We start from the raw sequence: 25689 nt of genomic DNA on the forward strand, positions 1-25689 counted from the left end.
TTAAACCGACAAAATACCGTCTTTATTGTTATCGTTATTTTTCGGATCAGGTCCAAAGCGATTTGAGCCAGCTTGTCCATCTTGAACAAAGAAGTAAATCAATACAATGGCACCAATTAAAGGAATGATACCAATAAGCATCCACCAACCACTTTTATCTAAATCGTGTAAACGGCGTACGCCAACAGCAATACTAGGAATCAAAATAAGCAGAGAGTAAATGGAGCTGATCATGCCGGTGCCCTGGGCCGTCACTTCTGTTTTGAAAACCAAATCAGCAATACTGAGCACAATCGCAATAATGGTGTTAAACAGAAAAAAGTACCAGTACTCTTTACGACGAGCGCGTCCTTTGAAACCAAAATAATTACGTAAAACCTTTAGATACCACTGCATATTCGTTTCCTATTTATCCTTTATGAACGTTTAATTCGTACCACTTTCATGATTTCCATGTCAAAGCCCGCCACTTTAATACTATCTGCATAGTAGGTCATATTGACTCTATCGCCAGTTAAACTGCGATATTTTTTCTTACGACGAAATTGAAATGGCGCACTGCAGTTTTCAATCATCAAAGTATGCAAAACCCAATCACCATCTTCTCGCTGAGTATGAGATATCACTGCGACATTATCGCTATGAATCAGATCATGATGTTTATCTAATAACTTGTCTATTGGTGATTTCATACGGTTGAGCCTGCACCATGGTCATATTTTGTGGCTGAAATAGTCTTAATCCTAGCACTTTCAGTCTGTTGACCCAAGAATAGCAGAAACAAAAACAGAGCGCCTTTATTAGGGCACTCTGTTTATAATCGCTATCACATTGTAGAACCTAAAACTTAGGTATTACATAGGAAGGAAGATACCAGCCAGTGTTGCACTCATTAGGTTTGCCAATGTTGCCGCAAAGATGGCTTTCATACCTAAGCGTGCAATGTCAGGACGACGCTGAGGAACGATACCGCCTAAACCCCCCATTAACATAGCAATAGATGTTAGGTTAGCAAAACCACATAGAGCGAAAGTAACAATAGCTTGAGAATGTTCGCTTAGCTTAGCGATTGTTTCAGGCTTCATAAGCTCAGCGAAAGCAACAAATTCATTCACGGCAATTTTTGTACCGATTAAACTCGCAGCTGTTGTTGCTTCAGACCATGGCACACCAATTAACCATGCAACAGGAGCAAATAAGTAACCAAAGATCATCTGTAGACTAAAATCATGGATACCAATTAGATTACCTAAGTGACCAAGGCCACCATTGATAAGAGCAATCAAACTGATCACAGCTAATAAGCTAGCACCTACCGCCATCGCAATCTGTAGACCACTTAGCGCACCACGTGAAGCAGCATCAACTAAGTTTACTGGTGCATCTTCTTCGCCATCATCTTCCTCATCCATCGTCATAACGGTATCTGTTTGAGGAACAATCAACTTAGCCATCATCAGGCCAGCAGGTGCCGACATAAAGCTTGCAGCAATAAGATATTTAAGTTGTACACCAAGACCAGCGTAGCCCACCATAGTGCCACCAGCAACCGATGCTAAACCACCTACCATCACAGCAAATAACTCTGAATGTGTCATTTTTGCTAAGAATGGACGAACAACTAATGGCGCTTCAACAGAACCAACAAAAATATTTGCCGTTGCTGACATAGATTCTGTACGAGTTGTACCTAGAATTTTTTGTAATAAACCACCAATACCACGAATGATCCAACCCATTACACCTAGGTAATAAAGAACTGAAATCAACGCAGAGAAGAAAACAATCGTAGGCAAAACGTTAACTGCGAACACAAAGCCAAGTTTAAACTTCGCCAATTCGCCAAAAAGGAATTCACTACCTACTTTGCCATAATCAATGATGCCAGAAACAGCACCTGATACTGTATTAAGCACATCACGACCAATTGGGACGTACAAAATAAAACCAGCAAAAATAACTTGAATAGTAAAAGCGCCTAAAACAGTACGCCAATTAACAGCACGGCGGTTTTCTGAAAAGAAATAACCTACCGCAAAAATAGTGATAATGCCTAAGATGCTGACCAAATAATGCATGGTCATTCTCCATTGTTGTGTGTGGTAAACGATTGCGGCAGGATTGTAGCGATCTAAAAAAATGTGACAAGCATCAAATTGTTATGCAACACAACATGTAATTAACAATTAACGGGGGTTTTGAGCGCATATCGTACAAAGCAAACGAAAAAAGCCAGATTATTTCTAATAAGGAATACTATTGTTGCTATATATGACAATTAAAACGATAGTTAAACGTTTAAACAACCGTTTGCGCAAACGGATGCTGTTTTCTTAATCATAAATTAGACTAAGTTTTATCAAGACTGACTCTGTCTGATTTAAACAAAAAAACCACAGTGGATACAATCAATCCTCTGTGGTTCTTTTTCATTCTAAACTCTACTCTTCTTAAGTCAGTCTCGTACTAAAGAATACCTTGGTCCCAATATGGTGGATTACCGATGTGCTGACGAACAAAATCGATAAACACTTGGACTTTTATGGGTAAAAACTTATGTCGGGGATATACCGCGTATAAGGGCATGTACTGATTCAAGTCCCAATCAGGTAATAATCGAATCAGCTTACCTTGCCGAAGTTCATCTTTCAGTAAATAGGTGGCGAGATAACCTATCCCATTCCCTGTTAACGTTGCATCACGAATAGCATCAGCAGAGTCCACACGATAGTTACCCGATACTTTGATCTGTAAAGCCTCATCATCTTTTTTAAAGCTCCAGACATTATCTTTTCGTTCCCGACTAAAATACGTAATGCAGTTATGCTCTTTCAGATCCCTCGGATGATACGGCACACCATGAAGTGCTAAATATTCAGGACTCGCGGCAAGAACAAAGTGACAATCGACTAAATGCCTTGCAACAAAGCCTTCTGGTGGTGAATCCATCATCCCAATCCATAAATCAAGCTGCTCTGCAATAATATCAACCCGGTGATCAAATAGACTCATTTCCAATTTAAGTTGCGGATATTGAGCATGAAATTCAGCAATATAAGGCGCTAAATGATTACTAGCAAAAGATTGGGCAACACCAACCTTGAGGGTTCCTTGTAAAGTATCGCAATCTGATAACAATTCACTTTCAGCTTCATTAATCTCAGCAACGATATTAGCGCAATGGGCGGCAAATGCTTTCCCAGCTTCCGTTAAAGCAAACGAGCGAGTTGTACGCTGCACCAATTGCACCCCTAGCCTCTCTTCAAGTAACTGAATCTGTTTACTCACTTGAGTACGAGATATATCGAGCAACTGAGCGGCCTTAGTAAAGCTCTGCTGCTTAGTTAGAGCATTAAACACCACCATTTGCTGAGCTTTTTTAAGCATGAAACCTCTCAAACAAAAAAAGACCTATCAAATCATCGATAGGTCTTTCAAATTCTAACGTTTAGTTTCGGTATACCGTGATACCAACCTAATCAATTATCAGCATTATAACTTAAAGAAGGATAATTGCTGCTTTTGTTGCTCAGCCAATTTAGACAACTCATGACTTGCACTAGCGCTTTGGCTAATTCCAGTCACATTCTGATTAACAATCTCAGACATATTATTCACGTTACGATTAATATCTTGTGTTACTTGAGATTGCTGTTCAGCAGCGGTTGCAACCTGAGTATTAATATCACTGATATGGATAACCGACTCAGTAATACCTACTAAAGCATCATTAGCCTGTTGCGCTAACACTTGGTTACGCTCTAACATTTCAAGGCTAGCTTGCATGCTGTCATTTGCATGGCCTGATTGCGTTTGAAGCTCTTCAATAATAGATTGGATCTCTTGTGTCGAATCTTGAGTACGAGCCGCTAGCATACGTACTTCGTCAGCCACAACTGCAAAACCGCGACCAGATTCACCAGCACGAGCGGCTTCAATTGCTGCGTTAAGTGCTAGTAAGTTCGTTTGCTCAGAGATACCACGAATTACTTCAATTACTTTACTGATCTGCTCAGACTGCTCTTTAAGTTGCGTTACAACCCCAGCTGCTTCATTTAATGTGTTCGACATTTGCTGACTGGCAGTATTACTTTCTTCAAAGATATCCAGTCCCGCTTTTGCTAGCTCATCAGTTTGCTTCGCGGTTGAATCTGCTGTAGTTGCATTATCACTTACGTTATCAGCCGTACTAGATAGTTCATTTACAGCAGAAGCTACTTGATCGATTTCATTTTGTTCTAATTGAGCATTAGCTTCAGACTGGCTCATTACAGCTGCCAGCTCCGTTGCTGCAGATGCAACATCTTCACTGATGCGAATCATTGAATCAACAGTTGAGTAAAGCTGTTCCACGGTACGATTAACATCAGAACTCAATTGAGCGATCTCATTATTACCATCATCATGAGCACGTACAGCCAAGTTACCTTGTGCAACATCCCGCATCACTTCTTGCAACTTGGTAATTGGATTCACAATTAAACCAGACAGCCACCATGCAACCGCAATTGATGCAATAAATACCACAAGAATGGCAATTGTTGCTGTATTCATTAACGACTGGCTTTTTGCGTTACTATCTGCCAATTGCTTGGTCGCAAATTCGTTTACATGGTGAGAAAGATTATTGATAGCTTGCACCATGCTATTACCAATTTCACGATATTGACTCAAGAATTGAGCGAACTCTTGTTCTGTCACTTCTTGGCGATCTCGGCGGTCTAAAATTGAAACTGCGCGATTAGAAAAATCAATATAGCCACGAATCGCTGTATTCACCGTTTGAACATCGCTGCGAAACTCAGGCACATTTTCGATTACACGAAGATCTTGTGCGATCTCCTTTGCTGCAGCATTTAATTCATCACGAAATGAATTACGACGAGAAGAATCATAAATCGCATATACCGCACTAATTCGTAATGGGTACACCTGATCATCAATCTTCGCAATGGTGTCTTTATAACTAACTAATGAATTAGTATTAGATGAAATAACTTGCTGTTCATCCTGTAGATTTGATTTCGTAATAAAGAGTGACACAAAAAGTACGGTTGCAAGTAATAAAACCGGCAACAAAATTTGGTAACGAATTGATAAGTTTTTGAGTGATAGTTGCATTAACGCCCCGCAAAGCTCTAATCGCATCCGTGCAATAAATATTGGATATAAGGTCTAATAATAGGCCGGAATATACCTTCACCCATCAAAATTGTCTATAAACCATTAAATTTCAATACCATAAAATCAAGATCGTCAAAATAACATCACACCAAAGTCAAAAATAAATCTCTTTTAATAGGCGGTACCTTATATCATTAGCCTTGCGATGACCTTCCGATCACATAGCATATTTTTTACTCCCTCATTCCTATTCAAATAATAATAGAGGTGTAATCGTCATATAGGTTTCAAACTTCTGAAACATGATTGTCATATTTCTCTCCTAATCTTTGCCTTGTTCATTCAATACCCCCTATCGGCAATAAAGCCAAACATAAAGGATTAGGAAATGATGAAAACAAAGCTTATCGGTGCAATCGCTCTAGCTGGTGCAATGGCGGTATCCACTTCTGCAGCAGCTAACGAAACGATCTCTGTTGTCGGTTCAAGCTCTGTGTCACCACTCATGGAAGTTTTTGGTGAGACATATTCCAAAGCAAATAACGTAACCGTAGAAGTACAAGGTCCTGGTTCTTCTGCTGGTATTCGAGTCGCTCACGATGGCTCAGCAGACTTTGGTATGTCATCTCGTAGCTTAAAAACAGAAGAAGAAGGCCCATCAATTAAAGAAGTCGTTATTGCTCGTGACGGTATCGCAGTAGTGGTTAACCCGAAAAACCCCGTGACTAATTTAACAAAAGAACAAGTATCTGAAATATATAAAGGTGATATCACCAACTGGAAACAAGTGGGTGGTAGCGATCAACCAATCGTAGTAGCAACTCGCGATACCGCATCAGGTACACGAGGTGCATTTGAAGACATCATGAGTCTAAAAAAGAAAATAAATGGAATTAAAGTTTCTGCTATCTCTCAACGAGCTCAAGTTGCTAGCGGTAACGGTCAGCTAAAAACAACCGTTGCCAACAACCCATTTGCTATCGGCTATATCTCTCTGGGTTCGGTGGATAACACGGTTAAGCCTCTATCAATTGACGGACACCAGCCATCAGTCGCAGCCATTAAATCAGGCGATTACAGTGTTCAGCGTCCATTTATCGTGGTTTACAAAGATGGCCGCCCATCTTCTCAAGCACTGGAATTTTTATCATGGATGACATCTGCAGACGCACAAAAAATCGTTGCAGACAAAGGCTTTATCTCAGTTAACTAATAAAAAATTTATGTGCTTAACGATAATTAAAAATGGTTAAGCACATCCCTCACTAAGCAGCTATTGTTTAGTGTATGGAGTTTATGTATGACCATCGCAAATAATATTGAAAACACGGCCACCACTATGACGGTACTAAAACCTAAAAAGAGTGTCGATTGGCGTGAATTATTTTTTAAGAATTTATTCTTACTTAGTGCTGCCATCGGCATTTTATCATTAGTTACAATCGGCTATTTTATTTTTCGTGAAGGCTTTGCAGCTTTCGCCCACTCAGGCGTAACAGGCATTGTATTTGGCCAAGATTGGCTTCCACCTGCCCTGTATGGCATTGCGCCAATGATTGTTGCCTCATTAGCATCGACGTTTGGTGCTGTTTTAATTGGGGTGCCTATTGCCCTACTTACTGCAGTATTTATCGCTGAGGTTGCACCAAAGCCAGTTGCTAATATTGTCCGCCCAATGATTGAACTGTTAGCGGGTATTCCTTCCGTTGTTTACGGTTTCTTTGGTTTAGTGATTATCGTACCAATGATTCAGGATCTGTTTAATGTTCCTGCTGGCAATAGTATTTTGGCCGGTATCATTGTTCTCGCGATTATGATTTTGCCAACGGTAATTGCAGTATCAGAAACATCTATTCGCGCAGTTCCTCGTACCTATAAAGAAGGCTCATTAGCTCTTGGGGCTTCTCATATGTTTACCATTTTCCGTTTACTTATCCCTGCCGCTCGTTCAGGAATTATGACGGGGGTTATTTTAGGTATTGCACGTGCACTTGGTGAAACCATGGCCATCATCATGGTAATGGGTAACTCACCAGCCATGCCCCGTGGTGTTTTAGATTCAGCACGAACCTTAACCGCCAATATTGCTATTGAAATGTCTTACGCTACAGGTATTCATGCGAGCGCCCTTTACGCGACAGGTATTGTTCTTCTGGTCTTCATTATGATTCTAAATGCCAGCTTACTGTATTTAAACGCTAAAGGTGCGAGGTAATTATTATGTCTTTAGTCTTCGCTAATCAAAAAAATCAACGAATAAAAGATATTATTGCACAAGGTGTTATCTGGTTATCCGCCTCTATTACCGTTGGTTTTTTACTTTGGGTTGTTTGGTACATCTTAAGTAATGGTTTGTCCCATGTGAACTGGTCTTTTATCACCAGCGACTACACCACGCTGGGTGAAGAGTCTGGGATATGGCCAATGATCGTATCGACAATATATATGGTTATTGCGTCCATTGCCGTTGCTGCTCCACTTGGCATTATGACCGCTATCTATCTAACCGAATATGCCAAAGTAGGAAGTCGTTTAGTCAAAGTAATTCGTTTTTGTACAGAGTCACTTGCCGGTATTCCATCTATCATTTACGGCCTGTTTGGTATGACATTCTTCGTTGTAGTACTGGGTTTTGGATACTCAATTCTAGCAGGCGCACTAACACTGAGTATTTTAATTCTGCCCGTGATTATTCGTACTACCGAAGAAGCATTGATGGCAGTACCTCAGACTTATCGAGAAGGCTCATACGGATTAGGAGCTTCAAAAATCTACACTATCTGGCGTCTTATTTTGCCTAGTGCAATGCCCGGTATTGTTACCTCAATTATTTTAAGTGTTGGACGTGTTATTGGCGAATCAGCTCCGGTATTTCTAACCGCAGGTATGGTTGCTCGTATTCCAGAAAGTGCTTTCGATTCGGGCCGTACCTTAACCGTTCACCTATATAAATTAACTCAAGAACTGTATACGGTTCATGAATGGAATCAGGCTTATGCGACAGCCACCATTCTTATTGTTGTGGTCTTAATCATTAATTTGATCACCAAACTGATTGCTCGTCGCTTCAATACTGCAACGTATTAACCTGATTTTAGGAAACCGAATAATGAACAAATTTAATATTGAAAATCTAAATCTTTTTTATGGTCAAAACCACGCTTTAAAAAATATCAATTTGCCTATTCCTAATCGTCAGGTTACAGCGCTTATCGGCCCCTCAGGCTGTGGTAAATCAACTTTACTACGCTGTCTAAACCGGATGAATGATCTAATTGAAGGGGTAAAAATCAATGGTAGCTTGACGATGGAAGATCAGGATATCTACGGCAATATTGATGTTGCTCAGCTGCGAATCAAAGTGGGCATGGTATTCCAAAAGCCTAACCCATTTCCAATGAGTATTTATGAGAACGTCGCTTACGGTCTTCGTGCCCAAGGCATTAAAGATAAAAAAGTGTTAGATGAAATCGTTGAGCAATCTCTTCGTGGAGCCGCTCTTTGGGATGAAGTTAAAGATCGTCTTAAATCTCATGCCTTTGGTTTATCAGGCGGTCAGCAACAACGTTTATGTATCGCTCGTACCATTGCAATGAAACCCGAAGTGATTTTGATGGATGAACCCACATCTGCACTCGACCCTATTGCAACAAAGAAAATTGAAGATTTGATGGAATCTCTAAAGAAAGAGTTCACCATCGTTATCGTAACCCACTCAATGCAACAAGCTCGTCGTATCTCAGATAGAACAGCTTTCTTTCTTATGGGTGAACTGGTTGAACATGATGATACGCAAGTGATCTTTAATCAACCACAAGATGATCGTACTCGTGGCTATGTGAATGGTGATTTTGGTTAATATGAATTTCTTATAATAAAAGCGATGGTATATTTGCCCCTTCCTAGTGAGGGGCTTTTTTTATCTAGACATATAAGACATCTAATTCATATCAACGCTCTAATTCTACATTTCGAAGTCGCTGAACAATAAACAAAGATTACATTTCTATCCTATTCTTACCTAATTTCTTAGCCATATATAACTTTTCATCGACTAACTTGTAAACATCGCTACCATTTACAGACAATCCTAACCCCATGCTTACCGTCACTTGTAAATGTTCATCAGGCCATTTGATATTTTGTATAAATTGGCGAACCCTATCCATCTCACTTTTAACAAATAGAGGGTCATGGTGACGAATTACAATAGCAAACTCTTCACCACCAATTCTGAATATTTGAGCTACTTTGGGCAAAATAAAATCTATTTTTTGAGATATTTCTTGTAAAACAAGATCACCAAAATCATGACCATAATGGTCATTAATCTGTTTAAAGTTATCAATATCAAACAGTGCTAAATAATAAGGTCTATTCCCTATCTCTTTTAGCGTATTATTATACTTTTTCCGATTGCCAATTAATGTTAAACCATCTAGTACATTTTCACGCTGCAGATGTACTAGTTTAAACAAAGCAAATGTTAATAAGAAAACTAAGCCCAACAAGACATAAGTTAACCACTCAAACCGTTTAATGTACAAGTCATTGTTATTTTTCAATGATTTGTTATTAATATTTGATGCTGCATTAGAGAATAACAACTTATAACTTATCCCAGCACGCTTCTCCATTTCAGCTTCATATGTCTGACGTAACTGATAATAATCATCATAATTTTCTTTTCTGTAATAATATTCTAACAACCCCTTATAAAGCATTTTAACATAGCGAGTATTAGTCGCTGCTGTATAACGATTTAATAACTCGGGTAAATCAATGTGCTGTTCTATATGATTATCATTTTTTAATAACCATTGCAGCTCAACGCTTTTTACCGCAATATCTTTATCTACTAAGAAATTATGATCATCGTTTTTAAGTAAATTTTTAGCTTGTTTAATTAATTGATACGATTCATCTTTAAATCCAAGGTTCATGGCTATTTCTGATTTTAAAGCCAATATGTAAATCAAATAATCATCCCATTCATTATAAGGCATTTTAGGTTTGTTTTTTATTAGATCATTTAGTGTTAACGATGCTTTATAATATTCGCCGTTAGCTATTTTATTTTCAGCTAAAATTAAAAGACTTCTTATTTTTAATCTCTGCCATTTCTCACTATGTCCCATGTGAGATGATAATAGATTTCGTAATAACCGATTCGACGTTGAGTAACCCTCAAAATAGCTGATAATACTGGCTAAATTAACTGTTCCTACAGCGATTAAATAAGGATCACCCTCTTCTTTGGCTAAAGCTAAATATTCAATCGAAGGTTGGATCATTCCATATAGGTCTTGTGATAAAAACCTTAGGGTACTGATCTTTCTTAATAAATAAAGTTGGGCAGGTTTATTATCACTTAAAGCATCTTTAACCTGAGTTAAGATAGTCACTCCAATCTTAGCGCCCTGCGGGGTATGTAATATAGGACGAATACTCTCTGCAATCTCTTGATATTCATAAGGATAATTTGATACTGGCAAAGCTAAGAAGGCGTTGATCACTTCACACTCATCAGTGACGCATTTAAATTTAAAATCTAATACGGATTGTTCATCTTTATTATTAACAACATCAATAAGAGAAACAGGTGATTTTTTTACATCAATGTTAATTTTAATTACGTATGTAGTCACACTTATGATCATTATAAAAATGATCACTTTTATAAATTTAGATGTCATTATTACTTTATTTATTATTAACCCTAGTATCTATGGGGATGATAATCCTACCTCTAAGCATATGCAAAACAATTATTATTGACCAAACTTTACATTACAACCAAAATCAATTCTTAGTAAGAATAAGTTAGTCAATAAAGTGCCAATTAAGCATCTCATTTAGTTTATCATCAATTTCATATTAAATACTTTACTAAAACCATAGAAATTCCTGACCAAATCATGACATTACATAACTAAAGTCAATATACGCTCAAGATAAGTCATCACTAATGGAAATGTACGAGCATGAAAGCATTCAATAAAGATCTAAAACAAGAGTTTATCGCCTGGTTAAATTTTATTGCTTACCTCCCATGTAGAAGCCGTTTGATTGGTTGCCTAACCAGCCATCCAATCGATGAAAACTTAATTGTCCAGTCTCCTATTTTTAATAAAACGCCATTAATCGCTATTCATCAAAAAGAGGGTCAGCCACACGATGTGAACATACTGGCAGCTTCAGCTTGTGATGTACTTATTTGTAATCCAAATCACTATGCCTTCCTCTGTGAAATACTGGCCCAGCAAAATAAGTCTAAGACGATAATATTAACCCACGAAAATTGGCTTCCAGATTGGTGCTGGATTTTCCACCAACATCGATTTTTATGCCGTCAAGACTTAGTAGCGTAAATAACTCCGAAAGTAATACTTATATAGCATCAACCAAGATAAAAAACATTCATAAAAACTGCCGCATCTTGTAGAAATTTCGCTATAATCCAGCCACTTTATTCAGTGATGGATAAGGCTATATCCACGAACCGAACCAGACCCGACTTCAGGAGTGATTTTACGCATGCGTGCACTGGTTTTATTAATGCTGTTTGTGTCAACGTTGACCTTTGCACAAAACAGTGACCCAGAATTAGATAAGTTAAATCAATTAAATACAGAGATTACAGAACTCCAAAAAGAGTCTGTAACCATGACAGGAACATCTCAGGATGTGGTTCGCTTACAACTGCTCAATAAAAATGAGCAAATGCGTGATGTATTAAGCGGGCTTGTTGCAAATCATACCGAAGAAGATAAAGACAAGATTGTTGGACAAGTTCGTCAACAAATCCAATTTATTGGAACAGCAACAACCTATCTCAATAAAAAAATTAAAGATGATGAGAAGAAACTAGATAAAGCAAGTAATGAAGAGAAATTACTTGCTCAAAAAAATCTAGATGAAGCTCGTCGTTTTTCAGTTCGCCTACTGGGAGAACAATGGCAAAACTACCAGTGGATGAAGACTCTGGGTCTGCCTCAACCTAAATCAGAACAACGCTTGATGTCTGAGGTTGAGCATCAACTTGAGTTTATGTCTGCCGCGCTTAATTTTAACAGCCAACAAGAAGAACTGTTGGGTAAACAGCTAAAATCAGCGGCAGAAAGCGAAAAAGCATCTGTACAAATTATGCATATCCTTGCTCAACGTAAAGTGGCAAGTGATACTCAAAGTCTTACTTATCTTGCTGGTGTTGCTGATAAGATGGGTATTGATACTTCTGAATATAAACAGCAGCTATTTGAAACAACAGGTAACGTTACTAACGATCTCCTAAACACCAAAGTTATTTGGTCGATTGTTTCATCTTGGACTCATGAGCTTGGCAGTTGGGTCTTTGCTAATGCACCTCAAATGCTGTTTAAGATTCTGATTTTTGTTTTAATCATTTTCTTAGCTCGTATGCTGAAAAATTTAACTCGTAAAATGGTTAAACGCGCAGTGACATCACCAAACTTAAAGATGTCACAGCTAATGCAAGAATTCTTTATCTCGATGTCAGGTAAAGGTGTGTTCTGTATCGGCTTATTGATTGCATTATCACAAATCGGTCTTGACTTAACCCCTATCCTAACCGGTTTCGGTGTGGCGGGTGTGATCATCGGTTTTGCCTTACAGGATACTCTATCTAACTTTGCCTCAGGTATGATGCTGCTTATCTATCGTCCGTTTGATGTGGGTGATTTTGTAGAAGCTGGTAGCGTATCAGGTAAAGTAAGCCATATGAGCTTAGTTAATACCACCATCAAAACCTTTGATAACCAAATCATTATTGTGCCAAACAGTAAGATTTGGGGCGATATCATCAAAAACGTTACCCATGAACGTGTTCGCCGTGTCGATATGATTTTTGGCATTAGCTACAGCGATGATATTGAATTAACAGAAAAAGTATTACATGAAATTGTTGAGTCTCACGAAAGCGTATTACGTTCTCCAGAACCAACCATTAAATTACATACTTTAAATAGTTCTTCTGTCGACTTTATTGTCCGCCCTTGGGTGAAGACCGAAGATTATTGGGATGTTTATTGGGATATTACCCGAGAAGTGAAAATGCGCTTTGACCGTGAAGGTATCTCTATCCCATTCCCTCAACAAGATGTGCATTTACATATGGTTGAGAAAAAAGATGAAGCCAATGTGGTAAGTAAACAAGCTTAATCTACATTAGCGTAACAATAAAAAGGTAGGCTTAAACGTCTGCCTTTTTGTTTATTTGACCGCATAAAAAACCACCAGCAAGTCTGTTTTTTAGATCTTCACATCACAAATTGTATCTGAATATTCCGAAGCTCTTTATATTAATGATGATTCAGATTACATTTATCGACACTATGCTAACAATAGTAACCTAATTTACGAGTATTCTTTTAGGTACTCAAATGACTTGAGTATAATAGTTGGCATGACTGAATTAGAAGAAGTTGAAGTGTATTTATGTGGTGATCTTGTTGATCGACTCATCACTTCATCTTTCGATTGCAACGAGCAACAATAGGGATATTCGCTATTCTCGCTCGATACGCAACATAATAAAATATCAGGACTAGATAATGAAAAAGCGTTTACTTACAGTATTGGCACTTCCTATGATGTTAGCAGCATGTGCGAGCAACAACGTAAATACACCAGCAAAACCTGCAACTGCGGCAGAGTTAACGGGTCAAACTTGGGTTCTAACAGAAGTTGATAACCAAGTTCTAAATATGGCAGAACCTGATGTAGCACCAACTCTTGAGCTATCAAAAGATCTAGGTGCAAGCGGTCACTCTGGCTGTAACCGTTACTTTGGTCAAGCTGAACTAAAAGACGGCCAACTACGCATTGAGAAAATGGGTATGACAATGATGGCATGTCCAGAGCCAGCGATGCTTGTTGAAGGTACTATTACAGAAGCACTAAGCAACTGGAGCACAGCTAAAGTTGCTGGTGATACTCTGACTCTTCAGTCACCAAAACACAAATTAACTTTTACTCGCAAAGCGGAAAACCAAGACGCTGAGTAATTTTTTGCCGTCTACCTGCAAGCTGTAAAAGCGAGTAAGCATAGAGAGAGCAGAAAAATAGAGTAAAAAATAACAAACCGAGTAGCCACCGAATCAATGATTAGGTTTACCTACTCGGTTTTTGTTTGTTATACGGTAAGCAATGTTATGTGGTATGCAACATTGTTTGGTGATTTCGCAGTCGTAATTCTTTGGCAGCATCAACTAACACTTCAAGGGCGGCCTCACACTCCTGCCAGTTTCGTGTTTTTAAACCACAGTCAGGATTTACCCATAATTTTTGTGGTTCAATCCATCGCTCCGCTTTGGTTAACAGATCAATAATTGCTTGTTTACTGGGAATATTGGGGGAATGAATATCATACACTCCCGGTCCAATATCATTTGGGTAATTAAACGCTTCAAAAGCACCCAGCAATGCCATATCAGAGCGAGAAGTTTCAATCGTAATCACATCGGCATCAAGATCCGCCACAGCAGAAATAATATGATTAAACTCGCTGTAACACATATGTGTATGAATCTGAGTCTCTGGCTTAGCACTACCTGCAGCTACCTTAAATGCATTCACCGCCCAAGTTAAATACGCTTCCCACTGTGATTCTTTTAACGGTAACCCTTCGCGTAGAGCAGGCTCATCAATCTGGATAATCGCAATACCCTGCTGTTGCAAATCGTCTACTTCATCTCGTAAAGCCAATGCAATTTGATTTGCAATCTCTTGTTTTGAAATATCTTCTCTTGGGAAAGTCCAAGCTAAAATCGTTACCGGCCCGGTAAGCATGCCTTTCACGGGTTTATCAGTAAGAGACTGAGTATAACTCGCCCACTCTAACGTAATCGGCTGAGAACGATAAATATCAGACACCACAATCGCAGGCTTCACACAACGCGAACCATAACTTTGAACCCATCCAAACTGAGTAGAGACAAAACCAGCCAAATGTTCAGCAAAATACTCGACCATATCATTACGCTCTGCTTCGCCATGAACCAGCACATCTAAACCGAGACGTTCTTGTCTTGCTATTGCATCTCTTATCTGTGCTTTCATTGCCGCATCGTAACTTGTTTTATCCAGGCGACCCGCTTTAAAGTCTCGACGTTGAGTGCGGATCTCACCGGTTTGAGGAAAAGAACCTATGGTCGTTGTCGGATACAGCGGCAGTTGTAATTTATTCTGTTGCAATACTTTTCGTTGGCTAAAACTCACAGTTCGCGAACTATTAGAAAAATCAGTGTTATTCACTCGCTGTTGTACTTCACTATTATTGACTTTAGTATTTTTCTGGCGCGAGTGAATCACTTCGCTGTATGTTCTGCACTGTACTTCAGCTTCGTCTTCTCCATCCAGAGCTCTTGCCAGTAAAGATAGTTCATGACATTTTTCATGAGCAAAGGCAAACCACTGTTTTACCTCAGGATTAAGTTTACTCTCTTGTGATAACTCAATTGGACTATGCAGCAGAGAACAAGAACTGGCTAACCACAAGCGTTCTCCTAGCAAGGCTTTAATCGGGGCTAACACTTCCAACCAAGATGCTAAATCTGCCCGCCAAACATTTCTGCCATTAATCACACCAGCAGAGAGCACCCAATGATTTGGAATTGCATTAGCAACCTGACTCAATTGACTCGGCGAACTGACCGCATCGATATGAATTCCATCAACATTCAATTCGACTATTTTATCTAACTGCGAGGTAACATCATCAAAGTAAGTGGCCAGCAACAATTTACTGTAACCATGAAGCATCTGATAAGTTAACTTAAATGAATGAATCCAATTGGTAGGTAACTCTAACGACAGTATTGGCTCATCAATTTGAACCCACTCAACCCCCAACGCTTTTAATTTACTCAGAATATGTTGATACGCAGCAATAAGCCTTGGCAGTAATGAAAGACGGTCAAAATTAGGATCCTCATCTTTTTCTGTTCCTAGCCAAAGATAAGACAGCGGCCCTAATAAAACGGGCTTTACTTGATGCCCCGCAGCTTGAGCTTGAGCCACTTCTTCAAATAGTTGTGGCCAACTCACAGTAAAACGATCATCTGCACTAAATTCGGGCACAATATAGTGATAATTTGTATTAAACCACTTGGTCATATCACCCGCAGCACAGCCACAACCGGTTGCCGTTTTACCACGAGCAATACCAAATAACGTATCTAAGGTAGGAAAACAGTGTTGGTGGCGCTTTGGTATGTGACCAAGCAAAAGACTGGTTCCAAGTACATGATCATACCAAGCAAAATCACCAACAGTCGCAAAGTCTAATCCCGTTTGCTGTTGCAGTTGCCAGTTCTCAATTCGAATTTTACTGCCAACATCCAGCAATTCAGATTGAGATATCTCTTGGCGCCAATATTTCTCTAGCGCAAACTTCAACTCACGTTTTTTACCAATACGCGGAAATCCTAAAATATGCGTTTTTGTTTTGTTTATTGTCATCGTGCAATCCCTTTACGTTATTCCATTACGTTCTGATTAGCCTTTACCTTGCGGGAAGCAAGAAGTGATAACAATCACAAAGAATTGAAGTAGATTATGAAATTTACTCAACTTACTAACATTGACATTATAGACGTCTAGATGTTTACAGCTCCATAGTTACACGTTACAGTGAATATCTAATGACTCATAAAATAACAAGGATCGTTGTTGTATGATTGAACTCAAACACCTCAAAACCCTAACAACATTACGAGAAACTGGCTCATTGAGTGCCACTGCAAATACACTGTGTCTCACTCAATCGGCTCTATCTCATCAAATCAAAGATCTTGAATTAAGACTCGGTTGCCAACTTTTTTTACGAAAAACTCGCCCAGTGAAATTTACGCAAGAGGGCCACTGCTTATTAACTTTAGCCGATGAGATCATCCCAAAAATCTTTCAAGCAGAAACGGATATCTCAGATCTACAGCAAAGTAATTCGGGTCGTTTACATATGGCTATTGAGTGCCATTCATGTTTTCAATGGCTCATGCCGGCTTTAAAAGAATATCAGCGCCATTGGTCAAATGTCGGCCTCGATTTTTCTTCTGGCTTTAGTTTTGAACCCATATCAGCATTGGCATCAGGCGAGTTAGATCTTGTGATCACATCTGATATTCAAACTCGCAGCGATATTCACTACGAGCCACTCTTTGATTTTGAAATGCGATTAATTGTTGCGAATCACTCACCTCTTGCCAAACTAACGTCGATAACACCGCAAGATCTGCAATCTCAAACCATAATCAGTTATCCAGTGCAGAAAAAGCGCCTTGATCTCGTTAAACATTTTCTACAGCCTGCCCACATCGAGCCACGGCAATGGAAACAAGCAGATAATACTTTAATGTTGATTCAAATGGTTTCAGCAAACTTAGGAGTTGCCGCTCTACCAAACTGGGCTGTAGATGATTTTGCCAAGCAAGGATTGATTAACAGTAAACCGTTAGAGCAAGGACTATGGCGACGTTTATTTGCCGCAGTAAGAGAAGCAGATAAGAAAAAGCCTTATTTACAAGCCTTCTTTGCTACCGCTAAAGAACAGTGTCAGCACCATTTAGCCGATATAAAAACAACCTCAATACACAAATAGCCTAGGCTCGTATATTGAGGTTGCGGTTTACCAATGTGATGATATTGCGAATAACACTTTTAGCGAAATTGATTGGTAAGAGGATCGTATTGATACCCCATTTGTGCCATTTTTTCTGTTAATTCATCTTGATCAAGCTCATAACGGCTAACAAGCTCATCCATACTGCAACATTCTAAACGCAGTCTTTCATTAACAATACCGATAACAATGTTACCATCCATACCTAGTAAGTTATTGATCTCCATATAACCTCCAACCCTAAAATAGGTAACCACCTTATTAAGAATAGTCGCTATAACAATAAAGAGACCAAAAAAAGCCTCACCGATATCACAAATCGACAAGGCTCAATGTTTACAGAACTTGGGCGCTAAGTTTTAACGCTAAAAATCAATAAAATAAATTAAGCTGAACGGCACCAGAAAGAATCAAAAGAGCAAGAGCTACCAACAACTGCCACTTATTCACCGTTTTATGTAGCAGAATATGACCAACCCATACTAAAAGACCAGCTACCAGCAATACCAATGCAGCAATAAATGATCCCGTTAATTGGCTTATTTGTTGCTCACTCAATGTCATCATATGGGCACATAAGCACAAAACAGCCAAGATACCACTCACAAAACCCGCAAAAGGCAGAATCTTATGAAAAGCTTGTAATCGAGTACGCGCTTGTGTCAACAATAAGTGACCGACTAAAGCACCAAATAGCACAATAGAAACAAGACTTAATCCAGTTTGCGCTAATGTCATTGATGGAAGAAGTAAAAGCCAACAAAAAGCGGCAAGAACATCGGCACCATAAAGGGCTTTAATTGGTCCCGCATCACGTGTTTTACCGGTTTTTACTTTTACTGTAAAAAAAGCTAACGCTAAAAAAGGAAGAACAGCAAAAGGTTGAGCAATCGTTGCAATAATCCAACCAAGCAGCAATACCGGAAGGGTTTTATGTACTCGTCCACGTTGTCCAGGACAAATTTCCCCTTTGGTTAAAACAAGAGAAAATACCAGTTGTGCACCTAGCAGTGCAGGAATAAGAAATGTTAGGTAACCCGTTGCCATAATAATAGAATCTAAACAGAGAATGGCACAAAGTATACTCAATAACAGAAGAAACTAAAAATATCGAATCTTGTCCTATCCTTAATATACCCAAGTAACATCAAGTAGCTGAGTATACAACGTAAACAACGAGGATCAGTCATGAAAAAATGGGCTTTATTAACAACCGCAATTATTTTAGGTGTAGGAAGTCTTTATGTTGGGGCGAAAAACAACGAGTCAGAACCCTTAACTCAGTTAGTTAAGCATCCTCAACATTGGCAAGTCATGGTGCCAGATACTCAATCAACCATTCACTTAGATGCAATAGAGAAATTGCAGCAACAACCTTATCTTGTTGGTCATTACCAAGGAGAAGATGAAGGAGATAACAGCACTATTTATCTAGACACCAATCAGATTAAACAAAGCAATAATTACCTAGCCTCAACCTTTATCGTGACCAATTCAGGTAGCGGATCTTTCTATTATTTAGCTTTATTTAAAGAAAATGCCAACAAACTCAATAATGTTGCAAATGTGTTTATTGGCGATCGAATTGCCGTTGAAAAGATCAATATACTTAAAACCGATCCTGTCACGATCCAGATCGATTACAAAACCCACGGCGAAAACACGCCTTATGCCCTACCTGCTGATGTTGCCAAATCTCAAGTTTATGTTTTAGATAACAATCAACTGGTGCTCAAAAAATAACGGTACTAATTTCTTTTCCCCTTAACGCCTTATATACCCAAGTCTATTCAGACAACATCATTTAGCGAGAATCACTTGGGTATATCCGCTATTTCTTACTTGATGATGCCTTATCTTCATTTAGTGGATACCAACGCAAATTGCCATTCGATTCATAATCAAAGGCTTCTTTACAGATCATATAATGCTTACCCACCTGCAGAATTGAACCAAGAGAGAACGATTTCCCATCGTAATAGCAAACTCGCTGTCCTAATAAGCCATCATTAACCACAACCACAGGTTTTACTGGTGTTGAGTAGGTCGCAGCCGATACAACGCCAGAACAAAGCAGAGCAAACAGTCCAATTAACTTCTTATTCATATAGTGACTCCTTACAGCGAACTATCTATGCCTATGATGAATAAAGAATATACAGTTTCAAATTAAAATAAACAGCATTCGCGATAAAAGTAATACGCTCAAGTTCAAAGTTTTTGCGTTTTCGTTCATTAAATAATGTTCGTTCGCGCATTTTGAGGTGCCGATCAAATAATACCCCCATAAAAAATGGCATATTTAGCCACAAGAAAGGAATCCATGCGGTTCTGTGTGAGCAAAAAAACAACAATAAGCGAAAACGAACATGACTAGTTGGTTTGAAACAGACGTCGTAATTATTGGTGGTGGCGCAACAGGTACAGGCATTATGCGTGACTGTGCACTACGTGGCATCAACTGCATACTTATCGAAAAGGATGATCTCGCCTCTGGTACAACCGGTCGAAATCACGGCCTACTTCATTCTGGTGCTCGCTATGCGGTAACAGACAGTGAATCTGCTCGTGAGTGTATTGTCGAAAACCGAATCCTGAAAAAAATAGCCCGTCACTGTGTTGAAGATACACAAGGCCTCTTTATCTCTTTGCCTGATGATGATCTCGATTTCCAAAAACAATTTATTACATCGTGTCAGCAAGCCGATATTGACGTAGAACAATTAACCCCTCAAGAAGCCCTACGTCTTGAGCCAAACTGTAACCCTAACCTAATTGGTGCAGTCAAAGTTCCAGATGGCACCTTAGATCCATTCCGATTAGCAGCGTCAAACGTAATTGATGCGGTTGAGCATGGTGCTCGATTATTTAACCACACTATGGTAACTAGCCTCATTCGTGATGGACAAACGGTAAAAGGAGTTAATTGCCTAAATTTAAAAACAGGCGAACACTTTGAGATACGTGCACAACAGGTAGTCAATGCCGCAGGGATCTGGGGCCAACAAATTTGTGAGTATGCCGATCTTAATATCAAAATGTTCCCTGCCAAAGGATCTCTGTTGATCCTGGATTACCGTATTAACAATTTGGTGATCAACCGCTGTCGTAAACCATCCGATGCCGATATTTTGGTGCCAGGTGATACCATCTCTCTTATTGGTACCACTTCTGAACGTATTGATTATGACAAAATTGATGATCTTCATGTCACCAGTAAAGAGATTGATATCTTACTTGAAGAAGGCACTAAACTTGCGCCAATTATGGCCAATACCCGCGTCCTTCGAGCCTATGCCGGTGTTCGTCCACTTGTTGCCGTAGATGGCGATACCAGCGGTCGAAACATCAGTCGAGGTATTGTTCTTCTTGATCACCATGAACGCGATGGTATGGACGGATTTATCACCATTACCGGCGGTAAGCTTATGACTTATCGTATGATGGCAGAATGGACGACCGATCTTGTTGCGAAAAAACTGGGCAATACGATGCCTTGTATTACCCACGAGAAACCGCTTCCTGGTTCTGAGCAGGCATCAGATAACATTAAACATACCGCAAGCCTTGCTAAACCCGTCTACCAATCAGCGTATTACCGTCATGGTGAACGCGCAGCAAAATTCCTCAAAGAAGAGAAGAAAAGCCAAGCGGTTATCTGTGAATGTGAAATGGTGACCAGTGGCGAAGTGGAATACGCAATCAAAGAGCTAGATGTTCATAACCTGGTTGATCTACGTCGTCGAACTCGGGTTGGTATGGGTCCTTGTCAGGGCGAGTTATGCTCTTACCGTGCCGCAGGTCTTTTTGCCGAATATGGCGATGCAACAGGTACCCAAGCAAGTCAATTATTACAACATTTCTTAGAAGAGCGCTGGAAAGGGATCAAACCTGTTTTCTGGGGTGATGCCCTACGCGAAGGCGAATTTACCTATTGGATTTATGAAGGCTTATTTGGTGTTAGCGATATCCCACAAACCGATGAACAAAGCCCACAACCACAGCAATACACAGACGAGGCCGCATTATGAAATTTGATACTTTAGTAATTGGCGGCGGCGTTGCTGGATTAAGTGGTGCGATTCGTTGTGCTGAAGCTGGCTTAAAAACCGCCGTTGTTGCAGCAGGCCAAAGTGCCCTTCACTTTTCATCAGGATCAATTGATTTACTTAGCCGTTTACCCGATGGTCAATTAGTTGAAAAACCGTTTGATGCCTTTACTGAACTGGCACAGCAAAGCCCAAATCATCCCTACAGTAAACTGGGTTCAGATGTTGTGAAACGTGCTCTTGAGTGGTATCAACACACCATGGCAAAACGTGGTATTGAACTTAGCCATCAAGCAGATTTCACCAACCACTTACGTTTAACGCCAATGGGAACATTTCGTGCAACTTGGTTATCACAACAAACTGTACACCCCTTCCCTCTGCACAATTTGAGTAAAGGTATTCAGCGCCTTGCTTTAGTGACCATGGATGGATTCCGTGATTTTCAACCAGAATTGGCGGCAGATAATCTTCGCAAACTGCCTCAATTTAACCATGTTGAGATCATAACCGCCGCAGTTGAACTACCCGATTTTGCCAAAATGCAGCGTAATCCTTGTGAATTTCGTTCCATCGATATTGGCCGAGTACTCAAAGATGAAGCTAAATTAAAGGTCTTTGCTGATGATATGAAAATTCGAGTTGGTCGCGCAGATCTTGTTGTGGTTCCTGCTGTGTTTGGCAATGGCGATGGCGCAAAAGTGATTAAGCGTCTAGAGGAGCTAACAGGCTACAACATTTGTGAACTACCAACCATGCCGCCATCATTATTGGGTATTCGTATAGAAGAAGCGATGAAGGCCTATTTCAAATCATTAGGTGGTTTGATCTTAGTAGGTGATGAAGTTAAGCAAGGCGTCTTCGAACACGGCCGTTTAAAACATATTTTTACTCGTAACCATTGGGATATGCCTCTTCAAGCAGAGCACTACCTAATTGCAACGGGCAGTTTCTTCAGTAAAGGAATGACCGCTCATAGAACGCATATCGAAGAGCCTATTTTCAACTTAGATATGGCAGAAAACTCGCACCGCGATCACTGGTATCAAAAACAGTTTTTTGCCAAGCAAGCACATCCATTTATGGCCATTGGTATTGAATCTAATACCCAGTTACAACCAAGTATTCAAGGTCAAACGATAGAAAACCTCTATTGTGCCGGAGCACTTATGGCCCATTATGATCCGGTATTCCAAGGCTGTGGCAGTGGCGTAGCCATCAGTACCGGTTTTTATGTCGCAGAACAAATTATCAAGCAACACCAGCAAACAGAGCAACAAGTAGAAGGGGCAACAGCATGAGCCTACTAAAAGACACCAGTTTCGACCAATGTATTAAATGTACAGTATGTACCGTCTACTGCCCTGTTGCTAAAGCCAATCCTCAATATCCGGGCCCAAAACAGTGTGGACCTGATGGCGAACGCTTACGTATTAAAAGCCCTGATTTTTATGATGAAACCCTAAAGTTATGTACCAACTGCAAGCGCTGTGAAACCGCCTGCCCATCGGGTGTGAAAATTGGTGATCTGATTGCTTCAGCTCGTGATCAGCATGCCAAAATGGATCTGAACATTAAAACAATTCGTGATTTTGTCTTAAGTCACACCGATTTAATGGGTACTGTTGCAACACCTTTTGCGCCGGTTATTAATGCAGTAACAGGATCAAAACCGGTCAAAACCATCATGCATAAAACCATTGGTGTACATGACCATAAAAGCTTACCGAAATACTCTCACGGTACTTTCCGTGGCTGGTATAAAAAACACGGTCAAGAGCAGCAAAACTTTACTCGTCACGTACACTATTTCCACGGTTGCTATGTAAATTATAACAACCCAGACCAAGGTAAAGATTTTGTCAAAGTGATGAATGCAATGGGATTAGGCGTCCAGTTGATGGGTAAAGAGAAATGCTGCGGCGTACCTCTAATTGCTAATGGATTCTTTGATAAAGCGAAGAAAAACGCTCGTCTTAATGTTAAAAACTTTGAACAAGCCATTGAGCAGTATGATTCAACTATCGTCTCAACCTCTTCCACTTGTGCCTTTACATTACGCGAAGAATATCCTCATGTATTAAAGGTTGATAACAGCAAAGTAGCCAACAAAATTGAGTATGTGACGAAGTTTTTATTGAAAGAGTTCATGAACGGCAATATGCCAAAAATGAAGCCAATTAATAAAAAAGTGGTTTATCACACGCCATGTCACCTTGAGCGTATGGGTGGAACCTTATACACCATCGAACTGCTTAAAATGATCCCTGGGCTAGAACTTCAAGTGCTTGATAGTCAATGCTGTGGTCTTGCCGGAACTTACGGCTTTAAGACTGAAAACTACGACACTTCAATGAAGATAGGTCACGACTTATTTGAACAAATCAAAGCTGCGGATGCCGATTTTGCAATTACCGATTGTGAAACATGTAAGTGGCAAATTGAAGAGAACACACAGCTAGAAACCATCCATCCGATCTCTTTATTAGCGATGGCTTTAGCTGATTAATTTATTAAGCTTATAACAATAATTAACACTTCCTCTATTATTGATCTTAACGCAGCACTTCCCCCCGATTAGTGCTGCGTTTTTTTATTTCGCAGTAGCAACCGATTGATTAACTTGGGAAGTATGAGAGCGATGTAACCACCAGCAAATAACATAAGCCAATAAATATAAAACTGAGCCACCAGTAACAACACCAAGCCATGCACCGTGTTGCCAGCAATAAATTAAGAAAAATCCACCTAAGCTGCCACCAACATAATAGTGAACTAAATACAGTGCAGTTGCCGTTGCTTTGGCGTCGGTCGCCTTATGACTAACCCAAGCATAAGCCAATGAGTGCGTTAAAAATGCGCCGGAGCTGATCAATAGCAAGGCAATTAACATTGCATAGATAGAATCAATCAGTGCAACCCACATACCCAGCATACTGATAGTAATACCGAGTGCCATACCCGAAATAGAACCAAATTTTTCAGCCCAGCGACCACTTAAACGTGCTGTTACCGTACCTGTTAAATAACAGAGAAAAATCATTGAAGCGTAACTTACGGGTAAATTATAAGGTGGAGCAACCAGACGGAACCCCATCACGGAATAGAGGTTAACAAATAGAGCAAAGTTAATTCCGCCAAGAATCATAGCGAACCACAATTTAGGTTGGCGTAGATGGAAAATAGCCGCTTGCGTATGCTGTTTTAATTGACCTTTTTTGGCGACAAAATGCTGTTGCTGTGGCAGTAAATAATTTACTAATAACGCGCCAAATAAGCTAAATATTGCCATACCAATCACGGCAGCATGCCAACCGAAATGCTCAGTCATAAAGCCACCGTATAAACGACCAGAAATACCCCCTAGTGAGTTAGCACTGATATAACTTCCGACAGCAAGCATCAAAGCAGTTGGCGTAAACTCTTCTGCCATATAAGCCACCGCAACCGCAGCAAATCCCGCAAGTGCCGCGCCCATTAAAGCCCGAGCAATTGTCAGCCAAAAGAGATTGCAGGCAAACACCATCGCAACCCCAATAACTGGCAATAAAAAGAGACTTATCATCATCACTTTTCGGCGACCAATGATTTCAGATCCCACCGCCCAAGGAACAAGCGTAATAGCTAACATGAGCGTTCCTCCGGCAAGTAACCAGTTTATTTGTGTTTCGCTCACTGCAAAATGCTGCGCCATTACCGGAAGCATGGGCTGAAAAAGGTAGAGGTTACAAAACACAAGAAAAGAGCCAAATGCCAAGGCAAAGCTCGCTCGTCGGTATACGGGAGTATTTTTCTCAATCATCGCATATAGCCTATTAAAGAAATGATATCTGCGATAAAAGTAGCAATTTACTCTCGATAGTTAAAATATATAAT

The 25689-nt window shown here is 39.8% G+C and carries 23 protein-coding genes; 12 read left to right on the forward strand and 11 right to left on the reverse strand.

Translation table 11 applies throughout. The features are described from left to right. The 5 genes from WAX86_RS09245 to WAX86_RS09265 form a co-directional block, all read right to left on the reverse strand. Entirely contained in the window at nt 1-396 is a 396-nt protein-coding gene (locus WAX86_RS09245) for a DUF805 domain-containing protein (RefSeq protein WP_036763586.1), read from the reverse strand. Between the two features lie 20 nt (nt 397-416). Next, complete coding sequence (locus WAX86_RS09250) at nt 417-692, reverse strand: hypothetical protein (RefSeq protein WP_106260495.1); 276 nt, start codon at nt 690-692, stop codon at nt 417-419. Between the two features lie 162 nt (nt 693-854). Beyond that, nucleotides 855-2078: a NupC/NupG family nucleoside CNT transporter gene (locus tag WAX86_RS09255; protein ID WP_044175923.1), complete on the reverse strand. Its 1224-nt coding sequence runs from the start codon at nt 2076-2078 to the stop codon at nt 855-857. 388 nt (nt 2079-2466) lie between these two features. Next, on the reverse strand, nt 2467-3387 hold the full coding sequence (locus tag WAX86_RS09260) for a LysR family transcriptional regulator (RefSeq protein WP_115425758.1): 921 nt from the start codon (nt 3385-3387) through the stop codon (nt 2467-2469). 105 nt (nt 3388-3492) lie between these two features. Continuing rightward, nucleotides 3493-5121, reverse strand: a complete 1629-nt coding sequence (locus WAX86_RS09265; RefSeq protein WP_341488688.1) for a methyl-accepting chemotaxis protein — start codon at nt 5119-5121, stop codon at nt 3493-3495. A 394-nt stretch (nt 5122-5515) separates the two neighbouring features. Here WAX86_RS09265 and WAX86_RS09270 point away from each other — a divergent pair, with 394 nt between their 5' ends. The 4 genes from WAX86_RS09270 (at nt 5516) to pstB (ending at nt 8983) form a co-directional block, all read left to right on the forward strand. Beyond that, nucleotides 5516-6337 (forward strand): phosphate ABC transporter substrate-binding protein, encoded by an 822-nt coding sequence (locus tag WAX86_RS09270; RefSeq protein WP_106339615.1) that lies wholly within the window; start codon nt 5516-5518, stop codon nt 6335-6337. Nucleotides 6338-6424: 87 nt separating this feature from the next. After that, nucleotides 6425-7339: a phosphate ABC transporter permease subunit PstC gene (gene pstC, locus WAX86_RS09275; protein WP_005298696.1), complete on the forward strand. Its 915-nt coding sequence runs from the start codon at nt 6425-6427 to the stop codon at nt 7337-7339. Between the two features lie 5 nt (nt 7340-7344). Further along, nucleotides 7345-8211, forward strand: coding sequence for a phosphate ABC transporter permease PstA (gene pstA / locus WAX86_RS09280; RefSeq protein WP_005298694.1), 867 nt, complete (start codon nt 7345-7347; stop codon nt 8209-8211). 22 nt (nt 8212-8233) lie between these two features. Then, nucleotides 8234-8983 carry a phosphate ABC transporter ATP-binding protein PstB gene (pstB, locus tag WAX86_RS09285; protein ID WP_065172307.1) on the forward strand — a complete coding sequence of 250 codons (750 nt, stop codon included), beginning with the start codon at nt 8234-8236 and terminating at the stop codon, nt 8981-8983. Between the two features lie 139 nt (nt 8984-9122). On the opposite strand, the gene WAX86_RS09290 is transcribed toward pstB, so the two are convergent. Then, nucleotides 9123-10772 (reverse strand): GGDEF domain-containing protein, encoded by a 1650-nt coding sequence (locus tag WAX86_RS09290; RefSeq protein ID WP_341488689.1) that lies wholly within the window; start codon nt 10770-10772, stop codon nt 9123-9125. Between the two features lie 336 nt (nt 10773-11108). On the opposite strand from WAX86_RS09290, the gene WAX86_RS09295 reads away from it, so the two are divergent. The 3 genes from WAX86_RS09295 to WAX86_RS09305 all read left to right on the forward strand — a co-directional run bounded on the left by WAX86_RS09295 (nt 11109) and on the right by WAX86_RS09305 (nt 14150). Beyond that, nucleotides 11109-11495 carry a hypothetical protein gene (locus WAX86_RS09295; protein ID WP_036763574.1) on the forward strand — a complete coding sequence of 129 codons (387 nt, stop codon included), beginning with the start codon at nt 11109-11111 and terminating at the stop codon, nt 11493-11495. A gap of 166 nt (nt 11496-11661) precedes the next feature. Beyond that, the gene (locus WAX86_RS09300; RefSeq protein WP_341488690.1) at nt 11662-13305 is read left to right on the forward strand and encodes a mechanosensitive ion channel family protein; all 1644 of its coding nucleotides are present in this window, start codon (nt 11662-11664) and stop codon (nt 13303-13305) included. A 392-nt stretch (nt 13306-13697) separates the two neighbouring features. Beyond that, nucleotides 13698-14150: an META domain-containing protein gene (locus tag WAX86_RS09305; protein WP_005298686.1), complete on the forward strand. Its 453-nt coding sequence runs from the start codon at nt 13698-13700 to the stop codon at nt 14148-14150. A 145-nt stretch (nt 14151-14295) separates the two neighbouring features. Here WAX86_RS09305 and metE read toward each other — a convergent pair whose 3' ends face one another. Beyond that, nucleotides 14296-16605, reverse strand: a complete 2310-nt coding sequence (metE, locus tag WAX86_RS09310) for a 5-methyltetrahydropteroyltriglutamate--homocysteine S-methyltransferase (RefSeq protein ID WP_341488691.1) — start codon at nt 16603-16605, stop codon at nt 14296-14298. 214 nt (nt 16606-16819) lie between these two features. Here metE and WAX86_RS09315 point away from each other — a divergent pair, with 214 nt between their 5' ends. Continuing rightward, nucleotides 16820-17743, forward strand: coding sequence for a LysR substrate-binding domain-containing protein (locus WAX86_RS09315; protein WP_341488692.1), 924 nt, complete (start codon nt 16820-16822; stop codon nt 17741-17743). A gap of 59 nt (nt 17744-17802) precedes the next feature. On the opposite strand, the gene WAX86_RS09320 is transcribed toward WAX86_RS09315, so the two are convergent. Together WAX86_RS09320 and WAX86_RS09325 are read right to left on the reverse strand one after the other, a co-directional pair. Further along, a complete protein-coding gene (locus WAX86_RS09320; protein WP_005298680.1) occupies nt 17803-17991 on the reverse strand; it encodes a DUF4250 domain-containing protein in 189 nt (62 codons plus the stop codon). 145 nt (nt 17992-18136) lie between these two features. Then, nucleotides 18137-18811: a hypothetical protein gene (locus WAX86_RS09325; protein WP_341488693.1), complete on the reverse strand. Its 675-nt coding sequence runs from the start codon at nt 18809-18811 to the stop codon at nt 18137-18139. Between the two features lie 141 nt (nt 18812-18952). Here WAX86_RS09325 and WAX86_RS09330 point away from each other — a divergent pair, with 141 nt between their 5' ends. After that, the gene (locus tag WAX86_RS09330) at nt 18953-19507 is read left to right on the forward strand and encodes a hypothetical protein (protein WP_341488694.1); all 555 of its coding nucleotides are present in this window, start codon (nt 18953-18955) and stop codon (nt 19505-19507) included. 88 nt (nt 19508-19595) lie between these two features. Here the strand turns inward: WAX86_RS09330 and WAX86_RS09335 are convergent, their stop codons facing one another. Continuing rightward, on the reverse strand, nt 19596-19871 hold the full coding sequence (locus WAX86_RS09335; protein ID WP_065172300.1) for a DUF1496 domain-containing protein: 276 nt from the start codon (nt 19869-19871) through the stop codon (nt 19596-19598). A gap of 262 nt (nt 19872-20133) precedes the next feature. Here WAX86_RS09335 and glpA point away from each other — a divergent pair, with 262 nt between their 5' ends. Genes glpA through glpC form a run of 3 tightly spaced genes read left to right on the forward strand, consistent with a single transcriptional unit; the run spans nt 20134 to nt 24322 of the window. Next, nucleotides 20134-21795 carry an anaerobic glycerol-3-phosphate dehydrogenase subunit A gene (glpA, locus tag WAX86_RS09340; RefSeq protein ID WP_044175938.1) on the forward strand — a complete coding sequence of 554 codons (1662 nt, stop codon included), beginning with the start codon at nt 20134-20136 and terminating at the stop codon, nt 21793-21795. Continuing rightward, complete coding sequence (gene glpB / locus WAX86_RS09345) at nt 21792-23114, forward strand: glycerol-3-phosphate dehydrogenase subunit GlpB (RefSeq protein ID WP_341488695.1); 1323 nt, start codon at nt 21792-21794, stop codon at nt 23112-23114. Before glpA ends, glpB begins: the two co-directional genes overlap by 4 nt. Further along, nucleotides 23111-24322 carry an anaerobic glycerol-3-phosphate dehydrogenase subunit GlpC gene (gene glpC / locus WAX86_RS09350; RefSeq protein WP_005298671.1) on the forward strand — a complete coding sequence of 404 codons (1212 nt, stop codon included), beginning with the start codon at nt 23111-23113 and terminating at the stop codon, nt 24320-24322. Before glpB ends, glpC begins: the two co-directional genes overlap by 4 nt. An 84-nt stretch (nt 24323-24406) precedes the next feature. Here glpC and WAX86_RS09355 read toward each other — a convergent pair whose 3' ends face one another. Continuing rightward, nucleotides 24407-25615, reverse strand: coding sequence for an MFS transporter (locus WAX86_RS09355; protein ID WP_341488696.1), 1209 nt, complete (start codon nt 25613-25615; stop codon nt 24407-24409). Nucleotides 25616-25689 lie beyond the last annotated feature (74 nt).

The organism is Photobacterium damselae subsp. damselae (genome assembly GCF_038086725.1).
Lineage (GTDB): Bacteria > Pseudomonadota > Gammaproteobacteria > Enterobacterales > Vibrionaceae > Photobacterium > Photobacterium damselae.